Genomic DNA, 25,085 nt, shown 5'->3' on the forward strand with positions numbered 1-25,085 from the left:
ATGCCGCCGGTCACCACCCGGCGCGGACAAAGGGAACAAGTGCCGCGGGGAGTCCCGCCGCGGGGCCCGACGGTGCAGGATGGTGCCCACCCTGGCCCACCACCCCGAGGCCCGGCCCGGCCCCACCCCGAGGAGTACCCGTGGGCGCACCGCCCCCCACCCGCGCCGCCGACCGGGCGCTGGCCCGCCCCCGCCGCCGCCCGCTCGCCGCCCTCGCCGCGCTCGCCGCCCTGCTCGCCGTCGGCGGCACCGTCGCGTACGACCTGGACACCCCCGCCCCGCGCCCCGCCGACGCCCCCGCCGACGAGTTCAGCGCCGCGCGGGCGTACCGGACCGTGGAGACGATCGCGGCCCGGCCACACCCGGCCGGCAGCCCGGCCAACGACCAGGTCCGCGCGCACCTGGAGGGCGTGCTGCGCGGCCTCGGCCTGGAGACCTCGGTGCAGGACACCGTCGCCCGGGAGGCCGGCCAGCTCAGCGGGGCCGCCGCCGGGTCGACCCTGGCCCGGGTCCGCAACGTCGTCGCCCGGCTGCCCGGCACCGACCCCACCGGCAAGGTGTTCCTGGTCGCCCACTACGACTCGGTGCAGTCCGGCCCCGGCGGCAACGACGACGCCGCCGGCACCTCCACCATCCTGGAGGTGGCCCGCGCGCTGGCCGCCGGCCCCCGCCCCCGCAACGACGTCGTGTTCGTGCTCACCGACGCCGAGGAGGCGTGCCTCTGCGGGGCGTCCGCGTTCGCCGCCGACCATCCGCTCGCCGCCGACGGCGGGGTCGTGCTCAACCTGGAGGCGCGCGGCTCGACCGGCCCGGTGATCATGTTCGAGACGTCCCGGGACAACGCGAAGCTCGTCGACGTGTTCGGCCGCGCCGCCCCGCACCCCGTCGGCACCTCGTTCGCCGTGGAGATCTACCGGGCGCTGCCCAACGACACCGACTTCACCGCGTTCCTCGACCGGGCCGGCTTCGTCGGGCTCAACTCCGCCTACATCGACGGCGGGGCCGTCTACCACACGCCGCTGGACACCCCCGCCGCCATGGACCGAGCCAGCCTCCAGCAGCACGGCGACAACGCGCTCGGCCTCGCCCGCGAGTTCGGTCGGGCCGACCTCAAGGACCTCGACGCCGGGCACGACGCCACCTACTTCCCCGTCCCCGGCGGGCTCGCCCGCTACCCCGGCTGGCTGGTCCTGCCGCTGGCCGTCGCCGCCCTGCTGGCCGTGGCCGCGCTCGGCTGGCTCGCCCGGCGGCGCGGCCGGACCACGTACGGGCGGCTCGCCGCCGGGTTCGCGCTGGGCCTGGTGCCGATCGTCGTCGCCCCGCTGGGCGCGCAGCTGCTCTGGGCGGGCGTCACCGCCGTCCGGCCCGGCTACGCCGAGCTGCTCGACCCGTACCGGCCCACCTGGTACCGGCTCGCCGTGGTGGCGCTCGCCGCCGCGACCCTGTTCACCTGGTACGCCCTGACCCGCCGCCGCGTCGGCCCCGCCGCCCTCGCGATCGGCGGGCTGGGCTGGCTTGCCGTACTCGGCATCGTGCTGGCGGTGCTGGTGCCCGGCGGGGCGTACCTGACGACCCTGCCCGCCCTGGCCGGCGCGGCGGCCGGGCTCATCGCGCTCACCGTGCGGATCGACGGCCCGTGGCCCGTGGTCGCGGCGACCGCGGCCGGCGCGGTCGCCGTGGTCATCCTGCTGCCGACCGTCGTCCTGCTGTTCCCGGCGCTCGGCATGGCGATGGGCGGCGTCGCCGCGCTGTTCGCGGTGCTGCTCGGCCTGGCCGCGCTGCCGGTCGTGGACCTGCTGCACCCCGAGGCCGGCGGCCAGCGCGGCCTCGTCGCCGCCCGCGCCCGCCGGGCCGGCGCGCTCCCGGCCGTCGCCGCCGGGCTCGCGGCGGCGGTGTTCGCCGGGGTCGGGCTCGCCGTCGACCGCTTCGACGCCGCCCACCCCGTGCCCACCCACCTGATGTACGCCCTCGACGCCGGCACCGGCCAGGCCCGCTGGCTCAGCCACGAGACCGACCCCCAGCCGTGGACGGCCCAGTTCGTCGACGGGGCCACGACCGTCGCGGACTTCCCCGGGCTCGGCGACACCGAACTGCGCTCCGGGCCGGCGCAGGCGGCGAACCTGCCCGCGCCGAAGCTGGAGGTCCTCGCCGACACCAGGTCCACGGAACAGCGGACCGTGCGGGTGCGGGTCACCCCGCAGCGGCCGGTACGCCTGCTCACCCTGCACGTCGACGGCGCGACCGAGGTCGAGTCGGCGGTGGTGGCCGGCCAGGCGGTCCCCGGCGGACGCGCCACCGGCACCCCCTGGGGCTTCGGGATCGTGTTCCACGCCCCGCCACCGGAGGGAATCGAGGTCACCCTCGTGCTGGCCGGCGGCACCGGGCCGGCGGCGCTGCGCGCCATGGACGCCAGCGACGGGCTGGACGGCGTCCCCGGGTTCCGACCCCGGCCGGCGGACGTCGGGGTGGTCGGCTCGCACAGCTCGGAGATGCTCGCGGTGGCCCGCACGTACCCGCTGTAGGTCCTGCCCTTGTTGCTGGTCGGGGTGGGGTTCGCCGGGGCCCGCCCGCTCCGGGCGGTCAGGCTTGATCCCTCCGCGGGCGGGCCCCGGCGAACCCCTCGTGTCGTCCCGGTCCGCCCGCGTCGGCGGCGGGCCCGAACATGGGGAGATCTTGGAGCGAAACGGCCCCTCCAGGGGCCGAAATCCTCCAAGATCTCTACAACTCCGGCGCGTAGTTGGTCAGGGGGCAGCCCTGACTGCGGGTGTTCCCGCCAGCGGGAACACCGGCACTACTTCCAGCGGAAGTGGACGAAGAGGCGGCCGAAGTTCTTCGAGTCCTTCTCCACCCGGTGGTAGAGCTGCTTGACGTCCTTCTGGTCGAGGAAGCGCAGCACCCGCTTCTTGAGCTGGCCGGAGCCCTTGCCGGGGATGATCTCGACGAGGGTGGCCTTCTTCGCCACCGCCTCGTCCATGATCCCGCGCAGCGCGCGGTCGATGTCGTGGCCCTTGTTGAAGATCTCGTGCAGGTCCAGCTTGAGCTTCATCCCGCCTCCACCACCTGCGCGACTCCCATGGCAGCCCATGGTAGGCCCGCGGCACGGCGGGACACCACGCGAGCGATCCAGCCCGGCGGCACCACCGCCAGCATGCCCTTTGCTCTGCACCCACGCGCGCAACAGCCACTGAAAGTAAGCGCCACCATGTCCAGCTCCTCGCACCCAGGCCCGCATATTCCCAGGTCAGCAAAGGGTGTGCGTCGGTAGGTGCAGAGCAAAGGGGGAACGAGATGGCAGTTGAGGCCAGGGGGCAGTCACGAAGAGTAACGGCACCCCTGGTGCGCGGCGGCGGCGGGCGTGGGCGCTGATCAGCGGGCGGGGATACCCGGCCGGAGGCGGCGCGCGCCGGGGAAAGGGCGCCTTCCCCTCCCCCGGCGGCGCGGTCAGTGGCCGCCGCTGACCCGGTTCTCCACTCGGCGCAGCGCGGTCGTGTAGTCGGTGTTCGTCGAGTACATCGCGGCGGCGATGCGCAGGTGCCGCAGCGCGTCCGCCGGGCGGTTCATCCGCTCCAGCGTCCGGCCCAGCACGTGGTGCGCGTAGTGGTCGCTCGGGTCCCGGTCGACCAGCTCGCGCAGCTGCTCCTCGGCGCGGTTGAGCTGCGCCGTCTGGAAGTAGGCGCGGGCCAGCAGCTGCCGCACCGCGGAGTTGCCGGGCTCGGCCTCGACGATCGGCTCCAGCAGCCGCACCGCCCCGGACGCGTCACCCATCTCGAAGAACATGGTCGCCCGTCGGTAGTCCGCCAGAAGGTCCATCGACCCACCTCCTCGTCTCGCGCCGGCACCTGATCCGACGCTGGCACAACACCGGCCGGACCGCGAGTGTTCCGCCACAGGAAGTTGCAGCCGGACGAGGTGTTAGGAAGGGGCCCTTCCTATACAAAAGGCGTTAACAAGGTGCCCTTCCTTACGCGCGTAGCGCGGTGGATAGGCTCGGGTGCTGATGAGCGCGACGATGGTGGTCAAGGATCTTGCGGCCGGGCACGGCGAGCGGCTGCTCTTCTCCGGGCTGGACCTGGTGGTCGCCCCGGGCGACGTGGTCGGCCTGGTCGGGGTGAACGGGGCGGGCAAGTCGACGCTGCTGCGTACCCTCGCGGGGATGCTGCCCGTCGAGGCCGGCAGCGTCACGCTGAGCCCGCCCACCGCGACCGTCGGGCACCTGCCGCAGGAGCCGGAGCGCCGGCCCGGGGAGACCGTGCGGGACTTCCTGGCCCGGCGGACGGGGGTGACGGCGGCGCAGGCGGCCCTGGACGCGGCGACCGAGGCGCTGACGGCCGGGGCGGCCGGGTCCGACGACGCGTACGCCGAGGCGCTGGAGCGCTGGCTGGGCCTGGGCGGGGCGGACCTGGAGGAGCGGGCCGAGCAGGTGGCCGCCGAGCTGGGGCTCACCGTCGACCTGGACCACCCGATGACGGCCCTGTCCGGCGGTCAGGCGGCCCGCGCCGGGCTGGCCTCGCTGCTGCTCAGCCGCTACGACGTGTTCCTGCTCGACGAGCCCACCAACGACCTGGACCTGGCCGGGCTGGACCGCCTGGAGGGGTTCGTCACCGGGCTGCGCGCCGGCACGGTGCTGGTCAGCCACGACCGCGAGTTTCTCACCCGCACGGTGACCCGGGTGCTGGAGCTGGACCTGCACCAGCAGCTCGTCCGGCACTACGGCGGCGGTTACGCGGCGTACCTGGAGGAGCGGGAGGTGGCCCGCCGGCACGCCCGCGCCGAGTTCGAGGAGTACGCCGACACCCGGGCCGCGCTGGAGGCCCGCGCCCGCACCCAGCGGGCCTGGATGGAGAAGGGCGTGCGCAACGCCCGCCGCAAGGCCACCGACGGGGACAAGCACGTGAAGCACCACCGGGGCGAGACGTCGGAGAAGCAGGCGGCGAAGGCCCGGCAGACGGACCGGCTGATCGAGCGGCTGGAGGTGGTCGAGGAGCCGCGCAAGGAGTGGGAGCTGCGGATGGAGATCGCCGCCGCGCCCCGCGCCGGCGCCGTCGTGGCCGCGCTGCGCGATGCCGTGGTACGCCGGGGAAGCTTCACCCTCGGCCCGGTGACCCTGCAGATCGACTGGGCCGACCGGGTGGCGATCACCGGGGCGAACGGGTCCGGCAAGACGACGCTGCTCGCCGCGCTGCTGGGGCGGCTGCCGCTGGACGCGGGCCACGCCTCGCTGGGCCCGGGGGTGGTGGTCGGCGAGGTCGACCAGGCCCGGGGGCTGTTCCTCGGCGAGCAGCCGCTGCTGGACGCGTTCCGGCTGGCCGTACCGGAGCTGTCGCCGGCGGACGCGCGGACGCTGCTGGCCAAGTTCGGCCTGCGGGCCGATCACGTGCTGCGGACGGCGGCGTCGCTGTCGCCGGGCGAGCGGACCCGGGCGGCGCTGGCGCTGTTGCAGGGGCGCGGGGTGAACCTGCTGGTGCTCGACGAGCCGACGAACCACCTGGACCTGGCGGCCATCGAGCAGTTGGAGTCGGCGCTGGCCGGCTACCCGGGGACGCTGCTGCTGGTGACGCACGACCGGCGGATGCTGGACGCGGTCGCCGTCAACCGGCGGGTGCGGGTGGACGCCGGCCGGATCACCGAGGACTGACGCCGGGCGGCTCGCACCGTTCCGCCGCCGGACGGATCGCCAGGTCCGACGGCGTGCCGACCGGGGCCGGCGGGGTGACAATGACTCCATGCTCAAGTGGGAGTACGCGCTGTTGGTCCGGCGCCGCCAGGCGGCCAGCACGGACGTCGGCTGGGAGCTGGTGTTCGTCTGGTACGGCCCGGACGGCTCGATGGTCGACGTCACCCCGTACGGGGACACGGCGCTGGCGCACCTGAACCGGGCCGGCGACCAGGGCTGGGAGCTGGTCGGGATGAGCGAGGACCCGTCGCAGCCGGGCAGCAGCGAGCTGCACCGGTACCACCTCAAGCGGCCGAAGGCGGCTTCCGCGCCGCCCCGGCAGCGGATCCGGGGCGCGGGCCGGGCCGCCCGGCGCATCACCGGCTGACGGCTCGTCCTCGTTCGGGGGACGTTGCCCGGTCGGGGTGTAGCGCCCGCCCAGCCGGGTACGGGCGCACCGGAGGTGGCCCATGGTCGCGACGGCCCTGACCGCGCCCTCGGCCGAACGGCTGCGGGCGGTCGACGAGTTCCTCGCCGAGGCGTGGGCGGATCAGGCGGCCCACGACGCCCGGCTGCGTGACCTGGCGGTGCGGGTGCGCTTCGACCGGGGCGTGGCCCACCTGACCGGGGAGGTCGCCGACGCCGCGCAGCTGCGCCTGGTGCGGGAGCTGGTCGGCCGGCTCGCCGGGGTGTTCGGCGTCTGGGGCCGGGTGCGGGTCGCCGGCCGCGAACCGGTCGTGGTGGACCTGGGCTGCGGCGGCACCAAGCAGTATCCGCAGAACCTGGGGCTGGACATCTACCCCGCCCCGGGGGTGGACGCGGTGGCCGACCTGTCTGGGTCGCTGCCGCTGGCCGACGACTCGGTGGACGTGCTGTTCGCGGTGCACATCCTGGAGCACCTGATCGACTTCCTGCCGCTGGTGGACGAGTGCCACCGGGTGCTGCGCCCGGGTGGGGTGCTGCACGTGATGAGCCCCTGGTGGGGGCACGTGAACGCGGTGGCCGACCCGACGCACGTGCGGCTGCTGGACGTGCAGACGGTCAAGGGCATCTGTCTGCAACGCCCGCCGGGCACCCCGCGCTGGCATCCCCTGCACGTGGGCTGCGACGGTGCCAGCATCTTCGCCGACCTGACCCCGCTGGGCGCGGACGACCCGGCACCGGAGCCGCCGCACCTGGCCCGCTTCTTCAGCTGACACCCGGTCGGCCCGGCTGCCCCGGTCCCAGTGGCCCGGCGCCGGTCAGCCGGGCGCGTACCCCGGTGGGCGGGGCCACTGCTCCGCCTCGGGATCCACCCGTCGGGGCGTTCCGGGGGACGGCGGGGACGGGGCGACGGTCGGGGCCGGCGGTGCCGGCGGCAGCGCGGGCTCCGGGGCGGGGCCCGGGGCGACGGCGGCGGTGGCCGGGGCGGCCACGCCCGTCGGTTGCGTCGCGCGCGGCTGCCAGGGCCTGTCACCGGCGAGCAGGCTGCGGAAGTCGAACTGGCACTTCGGGCAGGTCCGCAGGGCCGTCTCGGCCCGGCGGTCGCCGCACCGCTGGCAGTACGTCACCACCGTCTCGTCGGCGTCCATGCCCTGACAGCGCGGGCAGGCGAAACTGGGCCCCTTGCCGTTGAGCTGCACCAGCCGTCCGGCCAGCACGTACGGGGTGACCACCGCGCTGATGCTGCTCGCCAGGTCCCGCGTCCGGCGGGTGCGTTCCTGCAACCGTTCCAGATCGGGATTGGTGACCTTCTCCAGCCGGCAGGTGGTGCAGGTGCGCAGGGTCCGCACCGGAAGCATGCCCCGGATCCGCGCCTGCTGGTGCAGGAAGGTCACCACCGGCACGTCCGCCGGGTCGACGGTGAACCGGGCGGCCGGGGCCGACCCGACGGTGCCGGCGACCGCGGCGAGGTGCTCCTCGATCCGGACGACCAGTGACTGCACCTGCGCCACCAGGTGGGGTGGCATCCCGTCGGGGCGGCTGGCCACCAGGGTGCCGACCATCAGCATGCCGTCGGCCAGTTCGGCCGGCACCTCCGCGACGGCCTGCGGTGTCTCGAAGGTGAAGGTCTCGGTGCCGGCGCGGCTGACCGATGCTCGGCGCGGGGTGGCGGCGTCCCCGTCGAGCAGGCGGGAGGCGTGCCGGGACAGCACCGCTTGGGCCCGGTTGGCGATGCCGGCCGCGTTCTGCATGATCGCCACGTCGCCGGGGCCGGTCTGCCGCCACCAGGGCGCGAACGCGGCGGCGGCGGCCGGGTCGAGCCGGCCCAGCACGCCGTCGACGGCGCTGAGGACGGACCCGAACAGCTCGACGTAGACGGAGGTCAGACCCCAGTTCCGGCCCACCTTGCCGACCCAGCGGTCGGCCAGCAGGACGGTGACCCGGGTGCCGGCCGCGTCGGCTTCGAGACCGACCCGCAGGAAGACGGGCACCCGGGTGGCGGAGAGGGTCACCCCGCCGAGCTTCGACCCACGGACCGCCTCCAGCAGGCTGAGCTGCTCGGCGCGCAGGTCGAAGGCGAGGTCCCGGATGACGCGGAGCAGGTGCTGCCGGGCCACGCTCGCCGGGGCGGCGACCCGGCGTTCCGCGCCGGCGGCGAGCCGGCCGGCCTCGGCGGCCAGCACGGCCGGCTGCGGCCGGCTGCCGGGGTCGTTGTCGTCGGCCCAGCTCATTCCGCGACGTCGAAGCTCGTGCCGGCGTCGAAGCTCGTCCCGGCGTCGTACGTGTCGTAGGGGGCGACCTCCGCGACGGCGGTGTCCAGGTGGGTGCCGGCCTGGGCGGCGTAGTCGAACGAGACGTCGTAGTTGCCGCCGGCCAGGTCGGCGTGGTTGGCGGCGGTGTCGAAGGCGCTGGCGGCGATGTCGGTGTTGCCGGCGGCCAGGTTCTCGTTGGCGTAGTCGACCCAGTCCTGCGCCGAGTCGGCCCACTGGTCGCCGCTGTCGGCATGCCAGGCCGACCAGTCCTGGTCGGCAGCCGCCCCGGCCAGTTCGCTCTCGACGGCGTCCACCACCGGCTCGGGCAGCACCGGCTCGATCGCGATCGGTTCGACCACCGGCTGGTCGAAGGTGGCGATGCCGGCGTCCGTGACGGAGGTGTCAGCGGACAGGTAGTCGCCCCAGCTCGAATCGGCGCTCATCTCGCCCCCACTTTTCTGCTCGTCCCCACGTGCCGCCACATCATCGCGACTCGCCGTCACCGCGCCCATCCCCTGTTCGGCGTCAGCCGGCGGCACGACTGTCGCATGTGGACGAACAGACGCCTCGGGCGGGGTCAGCGGCCGAGGGTGCTCTCCCGGGTGTCGAGCCGGTAGGGGACGGTGAGCGCGCGGGGCGGGCCGCTCCGGTCCCTGTCGATCCGGTCGGCCAGCAGGTCGACGGCCAGCCGCGCGAGGCGTTCCTTGTCGGGGGCGACGGTGGTGAGGGTGGGGATGGAGAAACGGCCGTCCTCGATGTCGCCGAAGCCGGCCACCGCCATGTCGGCGGGGACGCGCAGGCCGGCCTCGTGCAGCGCCCGCAGGGCACCGAGGGCGAGGGTGTCGTCGAAGCAGAGGACGGCGTCGGGGCGTACCCCCGAGGTGAGCAGGTGGCGCACGGCCGCCGCGCCGTCCGCGCGACGCCAGGCCGGCGCGGACGCGACGAGGCGCTCGTCGTAGGCGATTCCGGCCTCGGCGAGCGCGGCGGCGTAGCCGGCGAGGCGGAGCCGGGCGCCGGTGCCCTCGGCGGTGGGCCGCGCGCCGATCGCGGCGACGCGGCGACGGCCGAGGGCGATCAGGTGGGCGGTGGCCTCGCGGGCGGCGGCCACGTCGTCGATCGTCACGTGGTCGGCGGGGCCGGGGGCGACGCGCTCGCCGAGCAGCACCGTCGGGGTGCCGTCGTGGAGGTTGGCGAGGTCCTCGGCGGCGAGCGCCGGCGGGCTGAGGATCAGGCCGTCGATGAGGTGGCCGCCGATGCCGGCGGCGACGGCCCGCTCCCGCTCGGTGCCGCCGCCGGTCCGGCCGATCAGGACCGTCCAGCCCTGTTCGGCGGCGGCGGTGACGACGTGCCGGGCCAGTTCGGCGTAGTAGGGGGCGTCCAGCTCCGGCACGGCCAGGGCGATCATCCCGGTACGTCCCTTGCGCAGGTTTCGCGCCGACAGGTTGGGCCGGTAGCGCAGCTCGGCGATGGCCTGCTCGACGCGGGCCCGGGTGTCGGGCCGCACGTGCTGGTAGCCGTTGACGACGTTGGAGACGGTCTTCACGGACACGCCCGCGCGCTCCGCCACGTCCTTGAGCCGGTGTCGCACCGCCACCTCCGCGCTGGTGCCGCGAGCGCCCCTTTACACGTCGAGTACAACGTTATAGAACCGACGGGACATCGACGAAAGGCGGATTCCCCGGTGACCGCGAAGCTGACCATCGACCCGGCCTTCGCGATCGGCCCGGCCGACCGCCGAATCTTCGGCTCCTTCGTCGAGCACCTGGGGCGCTGCGTCTACGGCGGGGTCTACGAGCCCGGCCACCGCAGCGCCGACCCGCACGGCCTGCGCGGCGACGTCCTGGAGCTGACCCGGGAGCTGGGCGTCTCCGTGGTCCGCTACCCCGGCGGCAACTTCGTCTCCGGCTACCGCTGGGAGGACGGCGTCGGCCCGGTCGCCGACCGGCCCCGCCGGCTCGACCTCGCCTGGAAGACGATCGAGACCAATGCCTTCGGCCTCGACGAGTTCATGACCTGGGCGGCGGCGGCCGGCGTCGAGCCGATGATGGCCGTCAACCTCGGCACCCGGGGCGTGCAGGAGGCCTGCGACCTGCTGGAGTACGCGAACCACCCCGGCGGCACCCGACTGTCGGACCTGCGCCGCTCCCACGGCGCGGAGCAGCCGTACGGGGTGAAGCTGTGGTGCCTCGGCAACGAGCTGGACGGCCCGTGGCAGGTCGGGCACAAGACCGCCGAGGAGTACGGCCGGCTCGCCGCCGAGACCGCCCGCGCGATGAAGATGATCGACCCGTCGGTCAGCCTGGTCGCCTGCGGCAGCTCCGGCCGGGGCATGCCGACGTTCGCCTCCTGGGAGGCGACGGTGCTGGAGCACACCTACGAGCTGGTGGACTACGTCTCCGCGCACACCTACTACGACCCCGCCGACGGCGACCGGGCCAGCCTGCTGGCCTCGGCGGTGGACATGGACCACTTCATCGCCGAGGTGGTGGCCACCGCCGACCACGTGGCGGCCAAGCAGCGGCACCGGCGCAAGCTGAAGATCTCGTTCGACGAGTGGAACGTCTGGTACCAGTCCCGCCTCCAGGCCGACCTGGACCGGCGCGGCTGGGTCGAGGCCCCCACCCTGATCGAGGACGACTACACGGCCGTCGACGCGGTGGTCGTCGGCGACCTGCTGATCACCCTGCTCCGGCACGCCGACCGGGTCGGGGTGGCCTGCCAGGCGCAGCTCGCCAACGTGATCGCCCCGATCCGCACCCGCACCGGCGGTCCCGCCTGGCGGCAGAGCATCTTCCACCCGTTCGCCCTCACCGCCCGGTACGCCCGCGGCACGGTGCTGCGCACCGAGCCGGTCTGCCCGACGTACGCCACGAAACGCTATGGCGACGTGCCGGTGCTGGACACCGTGGCGGTGCACGACGAGGAGACCGGCGCGCTGACCGTGCTCGCGGTCAACCGGGGCACCGCCGACCTCCCCCTCGACCTGGACCTGCGCGGCCTGCCCGGCCTGGCCGGAGCGGCCCACCTGACCCTCGCCGCCGGGGACGACCCGGACGCCGTCAACACCGAGGCCGAGCCCGACCGGGTCACGCCCCGGGAGCTGGCGGCACCCACCCTCGACGGGGGTCGCTGCGCGGTGCTGCTGCCGGCGGTCTCCTGGAACCTGCTGCGCTTCACGCCCACGCCCACGGGCGCGTAGCACCGGTGGGGGCGAGTGAGAAGGGGACCCTTCTCTACCTCAGGCGTTAACAGGGGGCCCTTCCTTGCGGGCGAGGCGGTTGCGGCGGTAGCCGTAGCCGAAGTAGATGATCCCGCCGAGCACCATCCAGATCAGGAACCGGATCCAGGTCTCCACCGACAGGTTGAGCATCAGGTAGAAGCAGGCCAGCGCGGAGACGATCGGCAGCACCGGCGAGAACGGCACCCGGAACGGCCGCTCCAGGTCGGGGCGCTTGCGGCGCAGGATCGGCACGGCCACCGAGACCAGCACGAACGCGCAGAGCGCGCCGATGCTGACCAGGTCGGCCAGGGCCGACAGCGGCAGGAAGCCGGCGAGCAGCGCCACGGCCACCGTCATGACGGCCGAGATCCGGTACGGGGTGCCCCAGCGCGGGTGCACCTTCGCCACCGACGGCGGGATCAGCCCGTCGCGGCTGATGGCGAAGCCGATCCGGCCCATGGCCACCAGGTCCACGAGGATCACGCTGGTCAGGCCGGCGACGGCGGCGATGGAGACGAGGATGCCGGCCCACTCGGCCCCGACCGCGTTGAACGCGGAGGCGATCGGCGCGCCCCGGTCGATCTCGGTGTAGGGGACCATGCCGACGACGACCAGCGAGACGCCGATGTAGAGCACGGTGGAGATCAGCAGGGTGCCGAGCAGGCCGAGGGTGAGGTCCCGCTTGGGCCGCCGGGTCTCCTCGCCGAGGTTGGCCACGGCCTCGAAGCCGGTGTACGCGAAGAAGACCACGGCGGCGGCGCTGAGCACGCCGACGAACCCGAACACGGACGGCTCCAGCCCGAACAGGGCCTGGGTGACGGGCTGCTTGATCCCGTCGTCGCCGGCGCCGGCGGGCTCGGCCGGCGGGATGAACGGGGTGAGGTTGGCGGCCTTCACGAAGAACAGGCCGGCGACCACGATGAAGACGCAGATGGCCACCTTGACCAGCACGAGCAGGTTGGTCACCCGGGCGGACTCGCGGATGCCGACGATCGCCACGACGCCGAGCAGCAGCACGACGGCGATCGCGCCGACGTTGACGATGCTGCCCTCCTCGCCGAACCAGGCGGTGGGCAGGCCGAGCAGTTCGGCGAGGTAGCCGGACCAGCCGCGGGCCACCACGGCCGCGCCGAGGGCGAACTCCAGCAGCAGGTCCCAGCCGATGATCCAGGCGACGATCTCGCCCATCGTCGCGTACGCGTAGGTGTAGGCGCTGCCGGCGGTCGGCACGCTGGAGGCCAGCTCGGCGTAGCAGAGCGCGGCGAGCAGCGCGACCACTCCGGCGATGGCGAACGAGATCACCACGCCGGGTCCGGCGCTGTCGCGGGCCTCGATGCCGGTGAGGGTGAAGATGCCGGTGCCGATGACGATGCCGATGCCGAAGCCGGTGAGGTCACGCGCGCCGAGGCGGCGCTTGAGGCCGAGGCCGCCGTCCTCGCCGTCCGCCTCGCCCTGGGCTATCACGTCCTTGATCGGTTTGGTACGCAGCACGGACACCGCGCTCACCCCTCCCACCGTGCGACCACCACCGTGGCGGCCGGTGACCGGCCAAGCTACCCAGCCCGGCGATCCACGAATCACGACTTCGGGTGTCGATACGGTCACGGTCCGCCACGCGGCCCGGGGCGCGTCGGGCGGGGTTCGAGGTCGGGAGGGCATCGATCCGGCCGGAGGTCTTGCGCCGGGCCCGCCCGGTGTGAAAATTTCCTACCAGCGAAGGATTAGCTGCGACGGTTCTTGCCGCAGCAAGCATCGCGCCCGCCCGCCGAGCCCCACCGAAGGGACGCACCGGATGAAGGCAACTCGGCTCAGAGCCGCCGGGCTGGCCGTGGCCCTGCTCGGCACGCTCGCCGCCGCCCCACCGACCGCCGCCGCCGCGGCCACGAACGGCGGCGGCACCGCCACGCAGGCCGGCGCCACCGCCTCCTGCACCACCGACCCGGCCACCCCGAAGCGGCAGTTCCGGGCCATGTGGATCTCGTCGGTGGTGAACATCGACTGGCCGACCAAGGCGTCGCAGACCGCCCCGGACCGCGCCGCCGCCCAGCGGGCGGAATACCTGGGCTGGCTCGACCTGGCGCAGCGGCTGCACCACAACGCGGTGGTGGTGCAGGTCCGGCCCACCGCCGACGCGTTCTGGCCGTCGCCGCACGAGCCGTGGTCGGAGTACCTGACCGGGGTGCGCGGGCAGGACCCGGGCTGGGACCCGCTGGCGTTCCTCGTCGACGAGGCGCACAAGCGCAACCTGGAGTTCCACGCCTGGTTCAACCCGTACCGGATCTCCATGCCGGCCCCCGGCGGCGCGGGCGCGGACCTCACCCAGCTCGCGCCCGACCACCCGGCCCGCCAGCACCCCGAGTGGACGTTCGCGTACCCGCCGGCCGGCGTCGCCGGCAGCCGGCTCTACTACAACCCCGGCGTCCCGGCGGTCCGCGAGTTCGTCCAGACCGCCATGATGGACGCCGTCACCCGGTACAACGTCGACGGCGTGCACTTCGACGACTACTTCTACCCCTACCCGAGCGGCAGCTACCAGGTGCCCGACGACGCGACGTTCGCCGAGTTCAACCGGGGCTTCACCGACCGGGCCGACTGGCGGCGGGACAACATCGACCTGCTGATCCGGGAGATGAACGACCGGATCAAGGCCGCGAAGCCGTGGGTGAAGTTCGGCGTCAGCCCGTTCGGCATCTGGCGCAACGCCTCGGCCGACCCGAACGGCTCGGACACCACCGGCAGCCAGTCGTACGACATCATCTCCGCCGACACCCGCAAGTGGGTCAAGCAGGAGTGGATCGACTACATCGTGCCGCAGCTCTACTGGTACATCGGCCAGTACCCGGCGGCCGACTACGCCCGGCTGGTGCCGTGGTGGGCCGAGACGGTGCGCGGCACCCGCGTGCAGCTCTACATCGGCCAGGCCGACTACAAGAGCGGCGACCCGGCGTACGGGTCGTTCTGGATGAACCCGCGCGAGCTGTCCGACCACCTGACGCTCAACCGGGCGTACCCGGAGGTGCGGGGCAACGTGCACTTCTCGGCCGTGCAGGTGCGGGCGAACCGGCTCGGGGCGACCGACCTCTACGCCGCCGAGCACTACGCGCGCCCCGCCCTGGTGCCGGCGATGCCGCACCTGCCGGCGAAGCCGCTGCTGCCCCCGGTGGTCACCGGCGCGCAGCGGCAGGCCGACGGGGTGCGGCTGAGCTGGCGGCAGCCGGCCGACGGGGTGGGCCCGCTGGGCCGGGCCACGTCGTACGCGGTCTACCGGTTCGACGGGACCGGCCCGGCCGGGGCGTGCGGCTTCGCCGACGCGTCCCACCTGGTCGGCACCGTCCGGGCCACCCCCGGCGCGACCCAGTCCTGGGTGGACGTCACCGCCGAGGCCGGCGCGCGGTACACGTACCACGTGACGGCGCTGGACCGGCTGTCGAACGAGAGCCCCGTCAGCCCGCCGCGCTTCGTGCGCTGACGACTGGCGGCACGGACGAGTGCCCCGGGCGCCCCAGCGTCCGGGGCATTCGTCTGTTTCAACTGATGTCACCAGATGTTGGTTTATGACGTACTCGACCCTCCGCGATGTGATCGACACTTGTCGAATCCGGTGACCCGCCGGTAACCAGCCACACCGCACACCCCCGCGGAGGTCCCCCCGTGCCCAGACGCCTCGCCACAGTCCTCGCCTCCGGCGCGCTCGCTCTGCTCGCGGCGCTCGCGGTCGCCTCCCCCGCGACCGCCGCCGTCAGCACCAGCCAGAAGCTCAGCGTGCTGTCGAGCTGGACGCAGACCAGCGCCAGCAGCTACAGCACCTGGAACTCGGCCCGGCAGAACCAGTCAGCCTGGGCCGAGTACGCCTTCAACTGGTCCACCGACTACTGCTCGTCCAGCCCGGACAACCCGCTCGGGTTCAACTTCAAGCTCTCCTGCCAGCGGCACGACTTCGGCTACCGCAACTACAAGGAGATGGGCCAGTTCCCGGCCAACAAGGCCCGGGTGGACAGCGCCTTCTACGAGGACCTGAAGCGGGCCTGCGCCACGTACAGCTCGGTGGTCCGCCCCGCCTGCTACAGCCTCGCCTGGACCTACTACGAGGCGGTCAGCATCTTCGGTTCCGTCGCGGCGGTCCGGCAGGCCGACATCGACCGCGCCGCCCGCATCAAGGCCGCCGCCGCCCGCTGAGGCGCAAGGAAGGGCCCCCTGTTAACGCATTCTGCATAGCAGGGGTCCCTTCCTAACCGCAGCCCTCGGCGGGGCGCGCAGGGGCAGGGGCGGGCGCGGGGGCGGGCGCGGGGGCGGGCGCCGGCATGCCGGTGGCCGCGAAGCGCGTCGAGTCCACCCCGAGGTCGGGGTGCTCCACCGCCAACGCCAGCGCCGCCGCCTCCTCCAGCCCCAGCTCGCTCCCCTGCGCGTACGCCTCGTCGAACGCCTCGTCGCCCATCTCCCGACGCAGCGCGGCCTGCCGCTCCAGCCAGTACGCCCCGTAGATGCCCGGGGTCGACCGCAGGCTCTCCCGGGTCGCCTGCGCCGCGCCGAAGAGCCGGGCGGCGGTCAGCGGGTCGCCACCGGCCGCGCAGCGCACCGCGATCGCGTTCAGCGTGTCGCAGGCCCGGCGGTGGAAGCCGTGGCTCATCCGGGAGCGCAACGCCACCAGCAGGTGCTCGTGCGCGGCCACCAGGTCGCCCCGGGCCAGCGCCACCATGCCGAGCAGCATGTCCACCGACCGGCGCCCCCGGTCCGCCGGGCGGGCCGCCTCGACCGGGCGGGCCGCGCCGAGCAGCTCCGCGGCCTCCGCCAGCGCGCCGCGCCGCCAGAGCAGCTCGGCGAGGCTGAGCACCGCGAACAGGGCGTCCCCCGCCACCTCCCGCTCGTGCGCCCAGGCGATGACCTCCCGGCAGGCCCGCTCGGCGTCGGCGAACTGCCCCATGTCGACCAGCGGGGCGGCCCGCCCGGCCAGCACCCGGGCCAGCAGGCCGGCGTCGCCGGCCCGGCGGGCCGCCGCCTCGGCCTGCTGCGAGTAGCGCAGCTCCTCCGCGAACTCGCCGTCCGCGCCGGCGTGCAGCGAGTGCATGTAGTACGCGGCGGCCAGCTCGGCGTCCGGCACGTGCTCCCCGGTCTCGGCCATCCGGCCGTAGAGCCGGAACAGCCAGAGGCGGCCCTCCCGGGCCAGCCCGCGCTCCCGCCACCACTGGTCCAGCCCGCCGGCCAGGCACAGCCCGTTGCGGGCGCTGCCGCCGGTCGCGCACCAGCGCAGCGCGGCGCGCAGCTCGCCGGCGAGCGGGTCGAGGGCGTACAGGGAAAGGGTCGTCGGCCGGCCGTCCGGCCCGGGGTAGGCCCGCCGCAGCGCGCGCGTCGACCAGGCCAGGTGACGGTCCCGGGCGGCCCGCTCCTCACCCGCCTGGGCCAGCCGCCGCGCCGCGTACGCCCGGATCGGGTCGAGCATCCGGTACGTGCTGCCCGACGCGTGCAGCTCGGCCAGGATCATCGACTTGTCCACCAGCACCGACAGCGGGTCGAGCGGGTCGTCGTCGAGCAGCCACTCCACCGTCGGCAGGTCCACCGGGCCGGCGAAGACCGCCAGCCAGCGCAGCAGCCGGGCCGCCCGAGGCCCGAGCGTCCGGTACGACCACGTGACGGTGGCCTGCATGGTGAGGTGCCGCTCGGCGGCCGACCGCTGCACGGCCCGGGTCGCCGGGGTGGGCGGCGCGTTGCCCCGGGATGCCGCCACCAGGTCGACGGTGTCCTGCTGGTTGCCCGTCCAGCCGGGCTCGTCCCGGGGCGGCTGGGGGGCGGCGTCCCGGCCGGCGTCGAGGGTCCCGAGCACGTCGTCGAGGCGCTCGGCGAGCTGCCCGACGGAGAGCACCCGCAGCCGGGCGGCGGCCAGCTCGATGGCGAGCGGCAGCCCGTCGAGCCGACGTACCACCCGCCGCAGGTCGGCCGACTCGACCGGGGCCGGCTCCCGGCCGCCCCGGGCCGCCGCCGTGCGGTCCAGCAGCAGCGCCACCGCGTCGCTCTCCGCACCGCCCGGCCGGGGCTCCACGGACAGCGGCGGGATCCGCCACACCACCTCGCCGGGCAGGCCGAACGACTCGCGGCTGGTGGCCAGCACCCGGACCCCGCCCCCGCCAGCGAGCAGCAGGGAGATCAGCTCGGCGCAGGCGGCCGGCTGGGCGTCGCAGGTGTCCAGCAGGATCAGCATCCGGCGGGCGGCGGCGTACTCGACGAGGGTGTCCACCATCCGGCGGCCGGGCTCCGGCCGCAGCCCGAGCACGGCGGCCACCGCGAACGCCACCAGCCCCGGGTCGGTCACCGTGGCGATGTCGACGAACCAGACGCCGTCCGGATATTCCTCCACCATGCCGGCCGCCAGCTCGACGGCGAGCCGGGTCTTGCCGGCCCCGCCCGCCCCGAGCACGGTCACCAGCCGGTGCCCCGCCGTGAGCCGGCGCAGAGCGGCCCGCTCCGCCTCCCGGCCGACGAAGGAGGTGACCTGGGTCGGCAGGTTGTGCGCCACCGCGTCGGCGGTGCGCGGCCGGGGGAACTGCCGCTCCAGGCCGGGCGCGAGCAGCTGGAACAGCCGCTCCCGGTCGTCGAAGCCGCGCAGCCGGTGCAGGCCGAGGTCCAGCAGGGACGCGCCCGCCGGCAGCGGGGAGGCGAGCCGCGCGGTGGCCGCCGAGCAGAGCACCTGCCCGCCGTGGGCGGCGGCGGCGACCCGGGCGGCCCGGTGCACCTCGTGGCTGGCGTACTCGCCGTCGCGGGGCTCCGCCCAGCCGGTGTGCAGGCCCATCCGGACGCGGGGCGCGGCCTCCGGGGCCGGCCAGTCGTGCGTCGCGAGCGCGCGCTGCGCGGTGAGGCAGGCGGTGAGCGCGGCACCGGCGTCGGGGAACGCGATGAAGAACGAGTCGCCCTCGGTGAGCAGCTCCGCGCCGTCGGTGCGGGCCAACGTGTCCCGCAGCAACCTGCGATGCTCCCGCAGCACCGGACGGTACCCGGGACCGAGCAGCTGGGCCAGGCGCGTCGAACCCTCGATGTCGGTGAACACGAAGGTCACCCATCCGCTCGGGAGGTGGACCACTGGCGACATGCGTCGAACCTCCGCCCCCGTGACGACGGGTACATGCTGCCCTATGGTCGTGCCGTCACGCATCGTGAGAACGGATGGGCGAAATCCGCCCCAAGGTGCCAACCGGGGCCGGAAACGGCAGGACCCGGGCCGTTACGGCCCCGTCGGGCCAGGTCGGGCGGGCCTGGGCCGGACGCGGCGGGTCGGCCCGGGGGCCAGGGTCGTTCGGGGCGGGGCCGTTCGGGGCGGGGCCGTTCGGGGCGGGGCCGTTCGGGGCGGGGCCGTTCGGGGCGGGGCCGTTCGGGGCGGGGCCGTTCGGGGCGGGGTCAGCAGCCGCACCCGCCACCGCAGCAGCCGCCACCGCCGCCGGCGGAGGGGGCCGGTGCGGCCGCACCCGCGCCGCCACGGCCGGTCACGGCCACGGTGGACAGGAGCTTGACGGTGTCGGCGTGCCCGCTCGGGCAGGACGCCGGCGCACCGGCCTGCGCCATCGGACGGTTGACCTCGAAGGTGTCGCCGCACGCGCGGCAGCGGAACTCGTACCGGGGCATGGCACCAGGGTACGGCCGGGCCTGACTCCGGGCGGGACATGGGTGATACTCGACGGGTGGTGGACGGCGAGGACAGAGCGACGGTTCGGCCCCTGCGACCGGCCGCGCCGCCCGAGGGCCCGGGTGGTGTGCCGCCACGCGCCCGGGTGCCCCGCCCCCGCCGACCCTGGCTGCGGGGCGAGTCGCCCGCCGACGCCCCACCGCCCACCGCAGCCCCGCCGACCGCCGACGCCCCGCCGCCGGCCGAACCGGAGCCGGCGAAGCCCGAACCGGTGAAGACAGAGCCGGCCGAGCTGAAGACGGAGCCGGCCGAGCCGACGGCGAAGGAACCGGCCGAGCCGGAAGCGAACGAGACGACCAAGTCGACGGCGAAGGAAGCCACCGAGCCGGAGGCGGAGAAGCCGACCACACCGGAGGCCGAGCCGGAGAAGCCGACCGAGCCCGGGGCAGCGGAGGCCGAACAGGGGGCGGCGAAGCCGACCGGGGTGGCCCGCCGGCGTCGGGTGCCGTTCGCCCACGCCGTACGCATGCCGCCGCCCCGGCAGGCGGCGGTCGCCGCCGCCCGCGCCACCCGGGCCTGGTCCCGCCGCCCGAGCGGCCGGCTCACCCTGCCCGGCCTGTTCCTGCTCGCGCTGGTCGCCGGCACGGCCGCCGCCGGGGCGCTGCTGGTGCCGGCGTCCGCGCCGAAGCCCCGCCCGGTGGCGGTGGACGGCACCGCCGGCACGCCGGGGGCCGGCACGGCGACGCCGCAGGGCGGGCTGCTGCCCGGCGGGTCGGCCACCCCGCTGCCGCCCGGCGCGACGGCGGTGCCCGGCGCGAGCGCGGGGCCGGTCGTGCCGGTGCCGAACGGCCGGCCGGCGGACGCGCTCGCCGCGTGGGCCCAGCAGACCGGGGCGAAGGTCGGCATCTCGCCGGTGGCCATGCAGGCGTACGGGTACGCCGAGCTGGCGCTCGCCCAGACCACCCCGGGCTGCCGGCTGAGCTGGACCACCCTCGCCGCGATCGGGTACGTCGAGTCGAGCCACGGCCAGGCCAACGGCGCGACCCTCGGCCCGGACGGGCAGGCGCTCCCGGAGATCATCGGCGACGCGCTCGACGGCAAGGGCGGGCGGCAGCGGATCACCGACACCGACCGCGGGCTGTTCGACAACGACACCGTCTACGACCGGGCGATCGGGCCGATGCAGTTCATCCCGACGACCTGGCAGGAGATCGGCGCGGACGCCGACAACGACGGGCGCAAGAACCCGCACGACCTGGACGACGCGGCCCTGGCCGCCGGCAACTACCTGTGCAAGGGCGGCCGGAACATGACGGTCCCGGGCGACTGGTGGGGGGCCATCCTGTCGTACAACGACGTGCGCCGCTACGCCCAGGACGTCTTCGACAAGGCCAACGAGTACGGGCTGGCCAGCCGCCGCCTGTGAGGTGACCGCCGGGCCCGCGGGAGAAACCGGGCGCGTCCAGGAACTGGACACTTCCGTCAAGCTGCCGTAAGCGGCAAGCTAGACGGGTGATGGTGCGCGAATGGGACCCCCGGACCGCGTCGCCCGCCGAGCTCGCGTCGCTGCTGGACACGCTGAACGCGGTGCTGGCGGCCGACCTCCCGCAGGACCCGCCGTGGCGGGGGACCCACCTGCGGGAATACCTCTCCGAGGTGATGCCCGGCGAGCGGCGGATCTCCTGGGTGGCCCAGGCCGACCCGGCCGCCGGTGGCGCGCCCGGCCCGATCCTCGGCCACGTCCACGTGCTGCTGCTCGGCGACATCGGCGTGCTGGAGGTGCTGGTGCATCCGTCGGTGCGCCGCACCGGCCTGGGCCGGGACCTCGCCCGGATTGCCGCCCGCCGGGTCTACCAGGAGGGCTTCCAGTCGATCGGGGTCGAGGTCGTCGGCGGCACCCCGGCGGTGGCGTTCTACGAGGCGTTGGGCTTCTCCCGGGAATACGTGGAGACCCGCAGCGTGCTCGACCTGTCCGGGGTGGACTGGTCGGCGCTGGCCGAGATGGCCACGGGAGTCGGCGCGGGATACCAGGTCCAGTTCTGCCCGGGCGGCCCGCCGGACGACCTCATCGAGGCGTACGCGCGGGCGAAGGCCGAGGTGCGCGACGTGGACGACGGCGAGCTGCGCCCCAGCTCGTACGACCCGCAGCGGCTGCGGGACAGCCTGGCCACGCTGCACCGGCGCGGCATGAAGCCGTACATCGTGCTCGCCACCCACGACCGCACCGGGGAGGTGGCCGGGCTGACCGAGGTGGTGGTGCCGGCGCAGCACCCCACCCGGGCCGACCAGTACGACACGATCGTGGTGCAGGAGCACCGGGGCTACGGCATCGACCGGGCGATCAAGGCCCGGATGCTGCTGGAGCTGCGCTCGGCCGAGCCCACCCTGACCGAGGTGCAGACCTGGAACGCCCAGGCCAACGAGGCGATGCTGAAGGTCAACGCCGAGCTGGGCTACCAACCGGACCGGGAGTGGTGCGAATACGGCGTGGACGTCGCCGAGCTGGTGCACCGCCTCGGCGGCTGAGTCGGCTATTCACCAAAGCGCCCCGTGGGGGATGGACGGCGGACAGCGCCGCCGCTTAACGTGCGTTCGTTCACGTCCACCCATCGTGGAGGCCCCATGCGCCCGCGCCGCAGAACTGCCGCGCTCGCGACCGCCGTAGCCGTCACCATCCCGGTCATCGGCGTCGCACCCACCGCGGCCAGCGCCGCGCCCACCGACCTGTTCATCTCGGAGTACGTCGAAGGCTCGTCCAACAACAAGGCGATCGAGCTGTACAACGGCACCGGTGCCCCCGTCGACCTCACCGCCGGTGGTTACCAGCTCCTGCTCTACTTCAACGGCAACACCACGGCCACCTCCCTGGCCCTCACCGGGACGGTGGCGGCGGGCGACACGTTCGTCTTCGCCGCCGCCTCGGCCGCGCCGGCGATCCTCGCCCAGGCCGACCAGACGACCACCGCCAGCCTGTTCAACGGCGACGACGCGATCGTGCTGCGCCGGGGCACGACGGTGCTCGACTCGATCGGCCAGGTCGGCGTCGACCCGGGCACCGAGTGGGGCAGCGGCCTGACCAGCACCGCCGACAACACGCTGCGGCGGCTGCCCACGGTCACCTCCGGCGACACCGACCCGTCGGACGCCTTCGACCCGGCCGCGCAGTGGGCCGGCTTCGCCACCGACACGTTCGACGGGCTGGGCGCGCACACCGTCGACGGCGGCGGCCCCGTCGACCAGCCCGCCACCGTCACCTGCGGCGGGGCGCTGACCACGTCCGCCGGCACCGCCGCCAGCCGCGAGGTCACCGCCACCGACCCGGACGACACGATCGTCGACCTGGCGGTCACCTCGGTCGCGCCGGCCCCGGCCACGGGCACGATCAGCCGCACCGGGTTCACCCCGGCCGACGCCGTCGGCGGCACCGCCCTCGCCACGGTCGCGACCAGCGCCGACCTGGCCGCCGGGGCGTACACCGTGACCGTGACCGCGACCGACGCGGACGGCGCCACCGCCACCTGCACGCTGGCCGTGACCGTGACCCGGGAGCTGACCGTCGGGGAGGTGCAGGGCCCGACCACCGACGCCGAGTCCGGCCCCGCCGACCGGTCGCCGCTCGCGCCGGCCTCCGGCAACGGCACGAGCAGCACGCTGTACGACGTGCGCGGCGTGATCACCCAGCGCACCCTGGCCCGGACGTCGGCCGGGGCCGACCAGCACGGCTTCTTCCTGCAGAGCCGCGCCGACGACACCGACGGCGACCCGAACTCCTCCGACGGCGTCTTCGTCTTCATGGGCGCGTTCACGTCGCTGATCGGCGGCTACGTGCCGACGGTGGGCGACGAGGTGGTGCTGCGGGCCCGGGTGTCCGAGTACTACAACATGACCCAGCTCTCCGGGGCCTCCCTGGTGCGCAAGGTCGCCTCCGGGCTCGACGTGAACGCCGTCGTCGCCGTCGACGACGCGGTGCCCCCGGCCGACCTGGCCGCCGCGCAGCGGTTCTGGGAGCGGCACGAGGGCGCGCGGGTGCGGGTCCGGGCCGGCAGCGGCGCGGTGAGCGGCCGGGACGTGTTCGCGTCCACGGCCGACTCGGAGGTGTGGGTGGTCGACCGGGACGACCCGCTGCTGGGCCGCGCCGACGCGTACGCCCGCCGGGTGTTCCGCGACGCGCACCCGCTGGACAACGACGCGACCCGCCGCTTCGACGACGGCAACGGCCAGCGGATCATGCTGGGCACCATGGGCGTCAAGGCCACCGCCGGGGACAACGCCGCGCTGCTGCCGCCGGCCCGGACCTTCGACACCCTCACCGAGGACGCGTACGGCGCGCTCTACTTCTCCTTCGAGAAGTACGGCGTCCAGGTCGAGCGGGCCGCCTTCGCGGCCGGGGCCGACCCGTCGAAGAACAACCCGCCGCAGCCGGCCGACCGGTCGCGGGAGATCGCGGTCGCCACGTACAACGTGGAGAACCTGTACGACTACCGGGACGACCCATTCGACGGCTGCGACTTCACCGGCAACGCCGGCTGCACCGGGGTCAGCCCGCCGTTCGACTACGTGCCGGCCAGCGAGGCCGACTACCGGGAGCACCTGACCGCGCTCGCCGACCAGATCCGCACCGACCTGCACGCGCCGGACCTGATCCTGGTGCAGGAGGCCGAGGACCAGGACATCTGCTCCGTCTCCGGCGGCGCGCTGGTGTGCGGCGACACGAACGACGCCGACGGCGCGCCGGACACCCTCCAGGAGCTGGCGCTGGCCGTGGCCGCCGCGGGCGGGCCCGCGTACGCCGCCGCGTACGACCGGACCGGCGCGGACGCGCGGGGCATCACCGCCGGGTTCCTGTACCGTACCGACCGGCTGTCGCTGCCCGAGGCGACCGCCACCGACCCGCTGCTCGGCTCCGCGCCGACGGTGCCGTACCGGTCGGCGGGGCTGCCGTCCAACGCGGACGTACAGAACCCGAAGGCGCTCAACGCGGTGCTGCCGGCCGACACCGACACCTCCACCGGCAAGGACGGCAACAACGTCTACACCCGGGCCCCGCAGCTTGGCAGGTTCTGGGTCAAGGCGGCCCCGGGCTCGTCCGAGGGCTACCACCTGTGGGCGCTGAGCAACCACTTCTCGTCGGGGCCGGACAGCCGGGTCGGCCAGCGCACGGAGCAGGCCCGCTACGGTGCCGCGCTGGTCACCGCGATCCACAACGCGGACCCGAACTCCCGGGTGGTGTACGGCGGGGACCTGAACGTCTTCCCCCGCCCCGACGACCCGATCGCCACCGGGGCCGACCCGACCCCGTCGGACCAGCTCGCCGCGCTCTACGACGCGGGCCTGCACAGCCTGTGGGACGACCTGGTCGCCGAGGTGCCGTCGTCGGCGTACTCGTACAGCTTCCAGGGGCAGGCGCAGACGCTGGACCACCTGTTCGTCAACGACGCGCTGCGCGACGACCTGGTCCAGGTGCGGGCGGCGCACGTCAACGCCGACTGGCCGGCGGAGTTCACCGGGGACGGGTCGCGCGGCTCCAGCGACCACGACCCGCAGGTGGCCCGGTTCCGCTCCCGCGCGTCGCTGAGCGTCGCCGACGCCACGGTGGTCGAGGGCGACAAGGGCACCCGCCCGCTCACCTTCACCGTCACCGTGTCCCGGCCGCTGTCCCAGCCGGCCCTGATCTGCGCCGCCACCTACGGCACCACGGCGCAGGCCGGGTCGGACTACGAGCCGTACGTCGGTTGCAAGGTCCTCGCGGCCGGGCAGACCTCGCTGAACTTCGCGGTCACCGTGCGCGGTGACCGCAAGCGCGAGGCCGACGAGAAGGTGAACCTGCTCGTGGCCGGCGTGCCCGGCCTGCACCTGGCCGACCCGCTGGCCGTCGGCACCATCGCCAACGACGACTGACCCGCACGGCGGCCCCACGGCGGCCCGTCA

18 protein-coding genes are annotated in these 25,085 nt (G+C 74.6%); 10 read left to right on the top strand and 8 right to left on the bottom strand.

What is annotated here, in order from left to right; translation table 11 throughout:
* The first annotated feature begins 140 nt into the window (after nt 1-140).
* A complete protein-coding gene (locus GA0070558_RS05965) occupies nt 141-2,522 on the top strand; it encodes a M28 family peptidase (protein WP_091276610.1) in 2,382 nt (793 codons plus the stop codon).
* A gap of 269 nt (nt 2,523-2,791) precedes the next feature.
* Here GA0070558_RS05965 and GA0070558_RS05970 read toward each other — a convergent pair whose 3' ends face one another.
* Together GA0070558_RS05970 and GA0070558_RS05975 are read right to left on the bottom strand one after the other, a co-directional pair.
* Nucleotides 2,792-3,046, bottom strand: coding sequence for a Smr/MutS family protein (locus tag GA0070558_RS05970; RefSeq protein ID WP_030329768.1), 255 nt, complete (start codon nt 3,044-3,046; stop codon nt 2,792-2,794).
* A gap of 395 nt (nt 3,047-3,441) precedes the next feature.
* Nucleotides 3,442-3,810 carry a tetratricopeptide repeat protein gene (locus GA0070558_RS05975; RefSeq protein WP_043965357.1) on the bottom strand — a complete coding sequence of 123 codons (369 nt, stop codon included), beginning with the start codon at nt 3,808-3,810 and terminating at the stop codon, nt 3,442-3,444.
* Between the two features lie 187 nt (nt 3,811-3,997).
* Between GA0070558_RS05975 and GA0070558_RS05980 the strand changes: the two genes are divergently transcribed.
* From GA0070558_RS05980 to GA0070558_RS05990, 3 genes are all read left to right on the top strand, one after another.
* Nucleotides 3,998-5,635 carry an ABC-F family ATP-binding cassette domain-containing protein gene (locus GA0070558_RS05980; RefSeq protein WP_091276760.1) on the top strand — a complete coding sequence of 546 codons (1,638 nt, stop codon included), beginning with the start codon at nt 3,998-4,000 and terminating at the stop codon, nt 5,633-5,635.
* Nucleotides 5,636-5,723: 88 nt separating this feature from the next.
* Nucleotides 5,724-6,041, top strand: coding sequence for a hypothetical protein (locus tag GA0070558_RS05985; protein WP_091276614.1), 318 nt, complete (start codon nt 5,724-5,726; stop codon nt 6,039-6,041).
* Nucleotides 6,042-6,123: 82 nt separating this feature from the next.
* Nucleotides 6,124-6,849 (top strand): methyltransferase domain-containing protein, encoded by a 726-nt coding sequence (locus GA0070558_RS05990; protein WP_077938225.1) that lies wholly within the window; start codon nt 6,124-6,126, stop codon nt 6,847-6,849.
* A 45-nt stretch (nt 6,850-6,894) separates the two neighbouring features.
* On the opposite strand, the gene GA0070558_RS05995 is transcribed toward GA0070558_RS05990, so the two are convergent.
* The 3 genes from GA0070558_RS05995 to GA0070558_RS06005 all read right to left on the bottom strand — a co-directional run bounded on the left by GA0070558_RS05995 (nt 6,895) and on the right by GA0070558_RS06005 (nt 9,916).
* The gene (locus GA0070558_RS05995; RefSeq protein ID WP_091276617.1) at nt 6,895-8,307 is read right to left on the bottom strand and encodes a hypothetical protein; all 1,413 of its coding nucleotides are present in this window, start codon (nt 8,305-8,307) and stop codon (nt 6,895-6,897) included.
* A complete protein-coding gene (locus GA0070558_RS06000) occupies nt 8,304-8,771 on the bottom strand; it encodes a hypothetical protein (RefSeq protein ID WP_091276620.1) in 468 nt (155 codons plus the stop codon). Before GA0070558_RS06000 ends, GA0070558_RS05995 begins: the two co-directional genes overlap by 4 nt.
* Before the next feature lie 134 nt (nt 8,772-8,905).
* Complete coding sequence (locus GA0070558_RS06005; protein WP_091276762.1) at nt 8,906-9,916, bottom strand: LacI family DNA-binding transcriptional regulator; 1,011 nt, start codon at nt 9,914-9,916, stop codon at nt 8,906-8,908.
* 93 nt (nt 9,917-10,009) lie between these two features.
* On the opposite strand from GA0070558_RS06005, the gene arfA reads away from it, so the two are divergent.
* Nucleotides 10,010-11,527, top strand: coding sequence for an arabinosylfuranosidase ArfA (arfA, locus tag GA0070558_RS06010; protein ID WP_091276622.1), 1,518 nt, complete (start codon nt 10,010-10,012; stop codon nt 11,525-11,527).
* A gap of 39 nt (nt 11,528-11,566) precedes the next feature.
* Here arfA and GA0070558_RS06015 read toward each other — a convergent pair whose 3' ends face one another.
* Nucleotides 11,567-13,054, bottom strand: a complete 1,488-nt coding sequence (locus GA0070558_RS06015) for an amino acid permease (RefSeq protein ID WP_256091777.1) — start codon at nt 13,052-13,054, stop codon at nt 11,567-11,569.
* A gap of 286 nt (nt 13,055-13,340) precedes the next feature.
* Here GA0070558_RS06015 and GA0070558_RS06020 point away from each other — a divergent pair, with 286 nt between their 5' ends.
* Both GA0070558_RS06020 and GA0070558_RS06025 read left to right on the top strand, forming a co-directional pair.
* Complete coding sequence (locus GA0070558_RS06020) at nt 13,341-15,017, top strand: glycoside hydrolase family 10-like protein (RefSeq protein WP_091276625.1); 1,677 nt, start codon at nt 13,341-13,343, stop codon at nt 15,015-15,017.
* Between the two features lie 182 nt (nt 15,018-15,199).
* Entirely contained in the window at nt 15,200-15,724 is a 525-nt protein-coding gene (locus GA0070558_RS06025; protein ID WP_091276627.1) for a phospholipase, read from the top strand.
* A gap of 52 nt (nt 15,725-15,776) precedes the next feature.
* Here GA0070558_RS06025 and GA0070558_RS06030 read toward each other — a convergent pair whose 3' ends face one another.
* Together GA0070558_RS06030 and GA0070558_RS06040 are read right to left on the bottom strand one after the other, a co-directional pair.
* On the bottom strand, nt 15,777-18,626 hold the full coding sequence (locus GA0070558_RS06030; RefSeq protein WP_256091780.1) for an ATP-binding protein: 2,850 nt from the start codon (nt 18,624-18,626) through the stop codon (nt 15,777-15,779).
* Nucleotides 18,627-18,931: 305 nt separating this feature from the next.
* Nucleotides 18,932-19,156 carry an FmdB family zinc ribbon protein gene (locus tag GA0070558_RS06040; protein WP_091276636.1) on the bottom strand — a complete coding sequence of 75 codons (225 nt, stop codon included), beginning with the start codon at nt 19,154-19,156 and terminating at the stop codon, nt 18,932-18,934.
* 56 nt (nt 19,157-19,212) lie between these two features.
* Between GA0070558_RS06040 and GA0070558_RS06045 the strand changes: the two genes are divergently transcribed.
* The 3 genes from GA0070558_RS06045 (at nt 19,213) to GA0070558_RS06055 (ending at nt 25,055) form a co-directional block, all read left to right on the top strand.
* Nucleotides 19,213-20,583 (top strand): lytic transglycosylase domain-containing protein, encoded by a 1,371-nt coding sequence (locus GA0070558_RS06045; RefSeq protein WP_091276641.1) that lies wholly within the window; start codon nt 19,213-19,215, stop codon nt 20,581-20,583.
* An 89-nt stretch (nt 20,584-20,672) separates the two neighbouring features.
* Nucleotides 20,673-21,683: a GNAT family N-acetyltransferase gene (locus tag GA0070558_RS06050; protein ID WP_091276766.1), complete on the top strand. Its 1,011-nt coding sequence runs from the start codon at nt 20,673-20,675 to the stop codon at nt 21,681-21,683.
* Nucleotides 21,684-21,779: 96 nt separating this feature from the next.
* A complete protein-coding gene (locus tag GA0070558_RS06055) occupies nt 21,780-25,055 on the top strand; it encodes a lamin tail domain-containing protein (RefSeq protein ID WP_091276646.1) in 3,276 nt (1,091 codons plus the stop codon).
* The last annotated feature ends 30 nt before the right edge of the window (nt 25,056-25,085 follow it).

Origin of the sequence: Micromonospora haikouensis (assembly GCF_900091595.1) — a bacterium.
Taxonomy (GTDB): Bacteria; Actinomycetota; Actinomycetes; order Mycobacteriales; family Micromonosporaceae; genus Micromonospora; species Micromonospora haikouensis.

What these genes read in the sequence shown, in the direction of transcription:
- GA0070558_RS05970 (WP_030329768.1), bottom strand. Translation starts at nt 3,046, where the DNA reads ATGAAGCTCAAGCTGGACCTGCACGAGATCTTCAACAAGGGCCACGAC.
- GA0070558_RS05975 (WP_043965357.1), bottom strand. Translation starts at nt 3,810, where the DNA reads ATGGACCTTCTGGCGGACTACCGACGGGCGACCATGTTCTTCGAGATG.
- GA0070558_RS05980 (WP_091276760.1), top strand. Translation starts at nt 3,998, where the DNA reads ATGAGCGCGACGATGGTGGTCAAGGATCTTGCGGCCGGGCACGGCGAG.
- GA0070558_RS05985 (WP_091276614.1), top strand. Translation starts at nt 5,724, where the DNA reads ATGCTCAAGTGGGAGTACGCGCTGTTGGTCCGGCGCCGCCAGGCGGCC.
- GA0070558_RS05990 (WP_077938225.1), top strand. Translation starts at nt 6,124, where the DNA reads ATGGTCGCGACGGCCCTGACCGCGCCCTCGGCCGAACGGCTGCGGGCG.
- GA0070558_RS05995 (WP_091276617.1), bottom strand. Translation starts at nt 8,307, where the DNA reads ATGAGCTGGGCCGACGACAACGACCCCGGCAGCCGGCCGCAGCCGGCC.
- GA0070558_RS06000 (WP_091276620.1), bottom strand. Translation starts at nt 8,771, where the DNA reads ATGAGCGCCGATTCGAGCTGGGGCGACTACCTGTCCGCTGACACCTCC.
- GA0070558_RS06020 (WP_091276625.1), top strand. Translation starts at nt 13,341, where the DNA reads ATGAAGGCAACTCGGCTCAGAGCCGCCGGGCTGGCCGTGGCCCTGCTC.
- GA0070558_RS06030 (WP_256091780.1), bottom strand. Translation starts at nt 18,626, where the DNA reads ATGTCGCCAGTGGTCCACCTCCCGAGCGGATGGGTGACCTTCGTGTTC.
- GA0070558_RS06040 (WP_091276636.1), bottom strand. Translation starts at nt 19,156, where the DNA reads ATGCCCCGGTACGAGTTCCGCTGCCGCGCGTGCGGCGACACCTTCGAG.
- GA0070558_RS06050 (WP_091276766.1), top strand. Translation starts at nt 20,673, where the DNA reads ATGGTGCGCGAATGGGACCCCCGGACCGCGTCGCCCGCCGAGCTCGCG.
- GA0070558_RS06055 (WP_091276646.1), top strand. Translation starts at nt 21,780, where the DNA reads ATGCGCCCGCGCCGCAGAACTGCCGCGCTCGCGACCGCCGTAGCCGTC.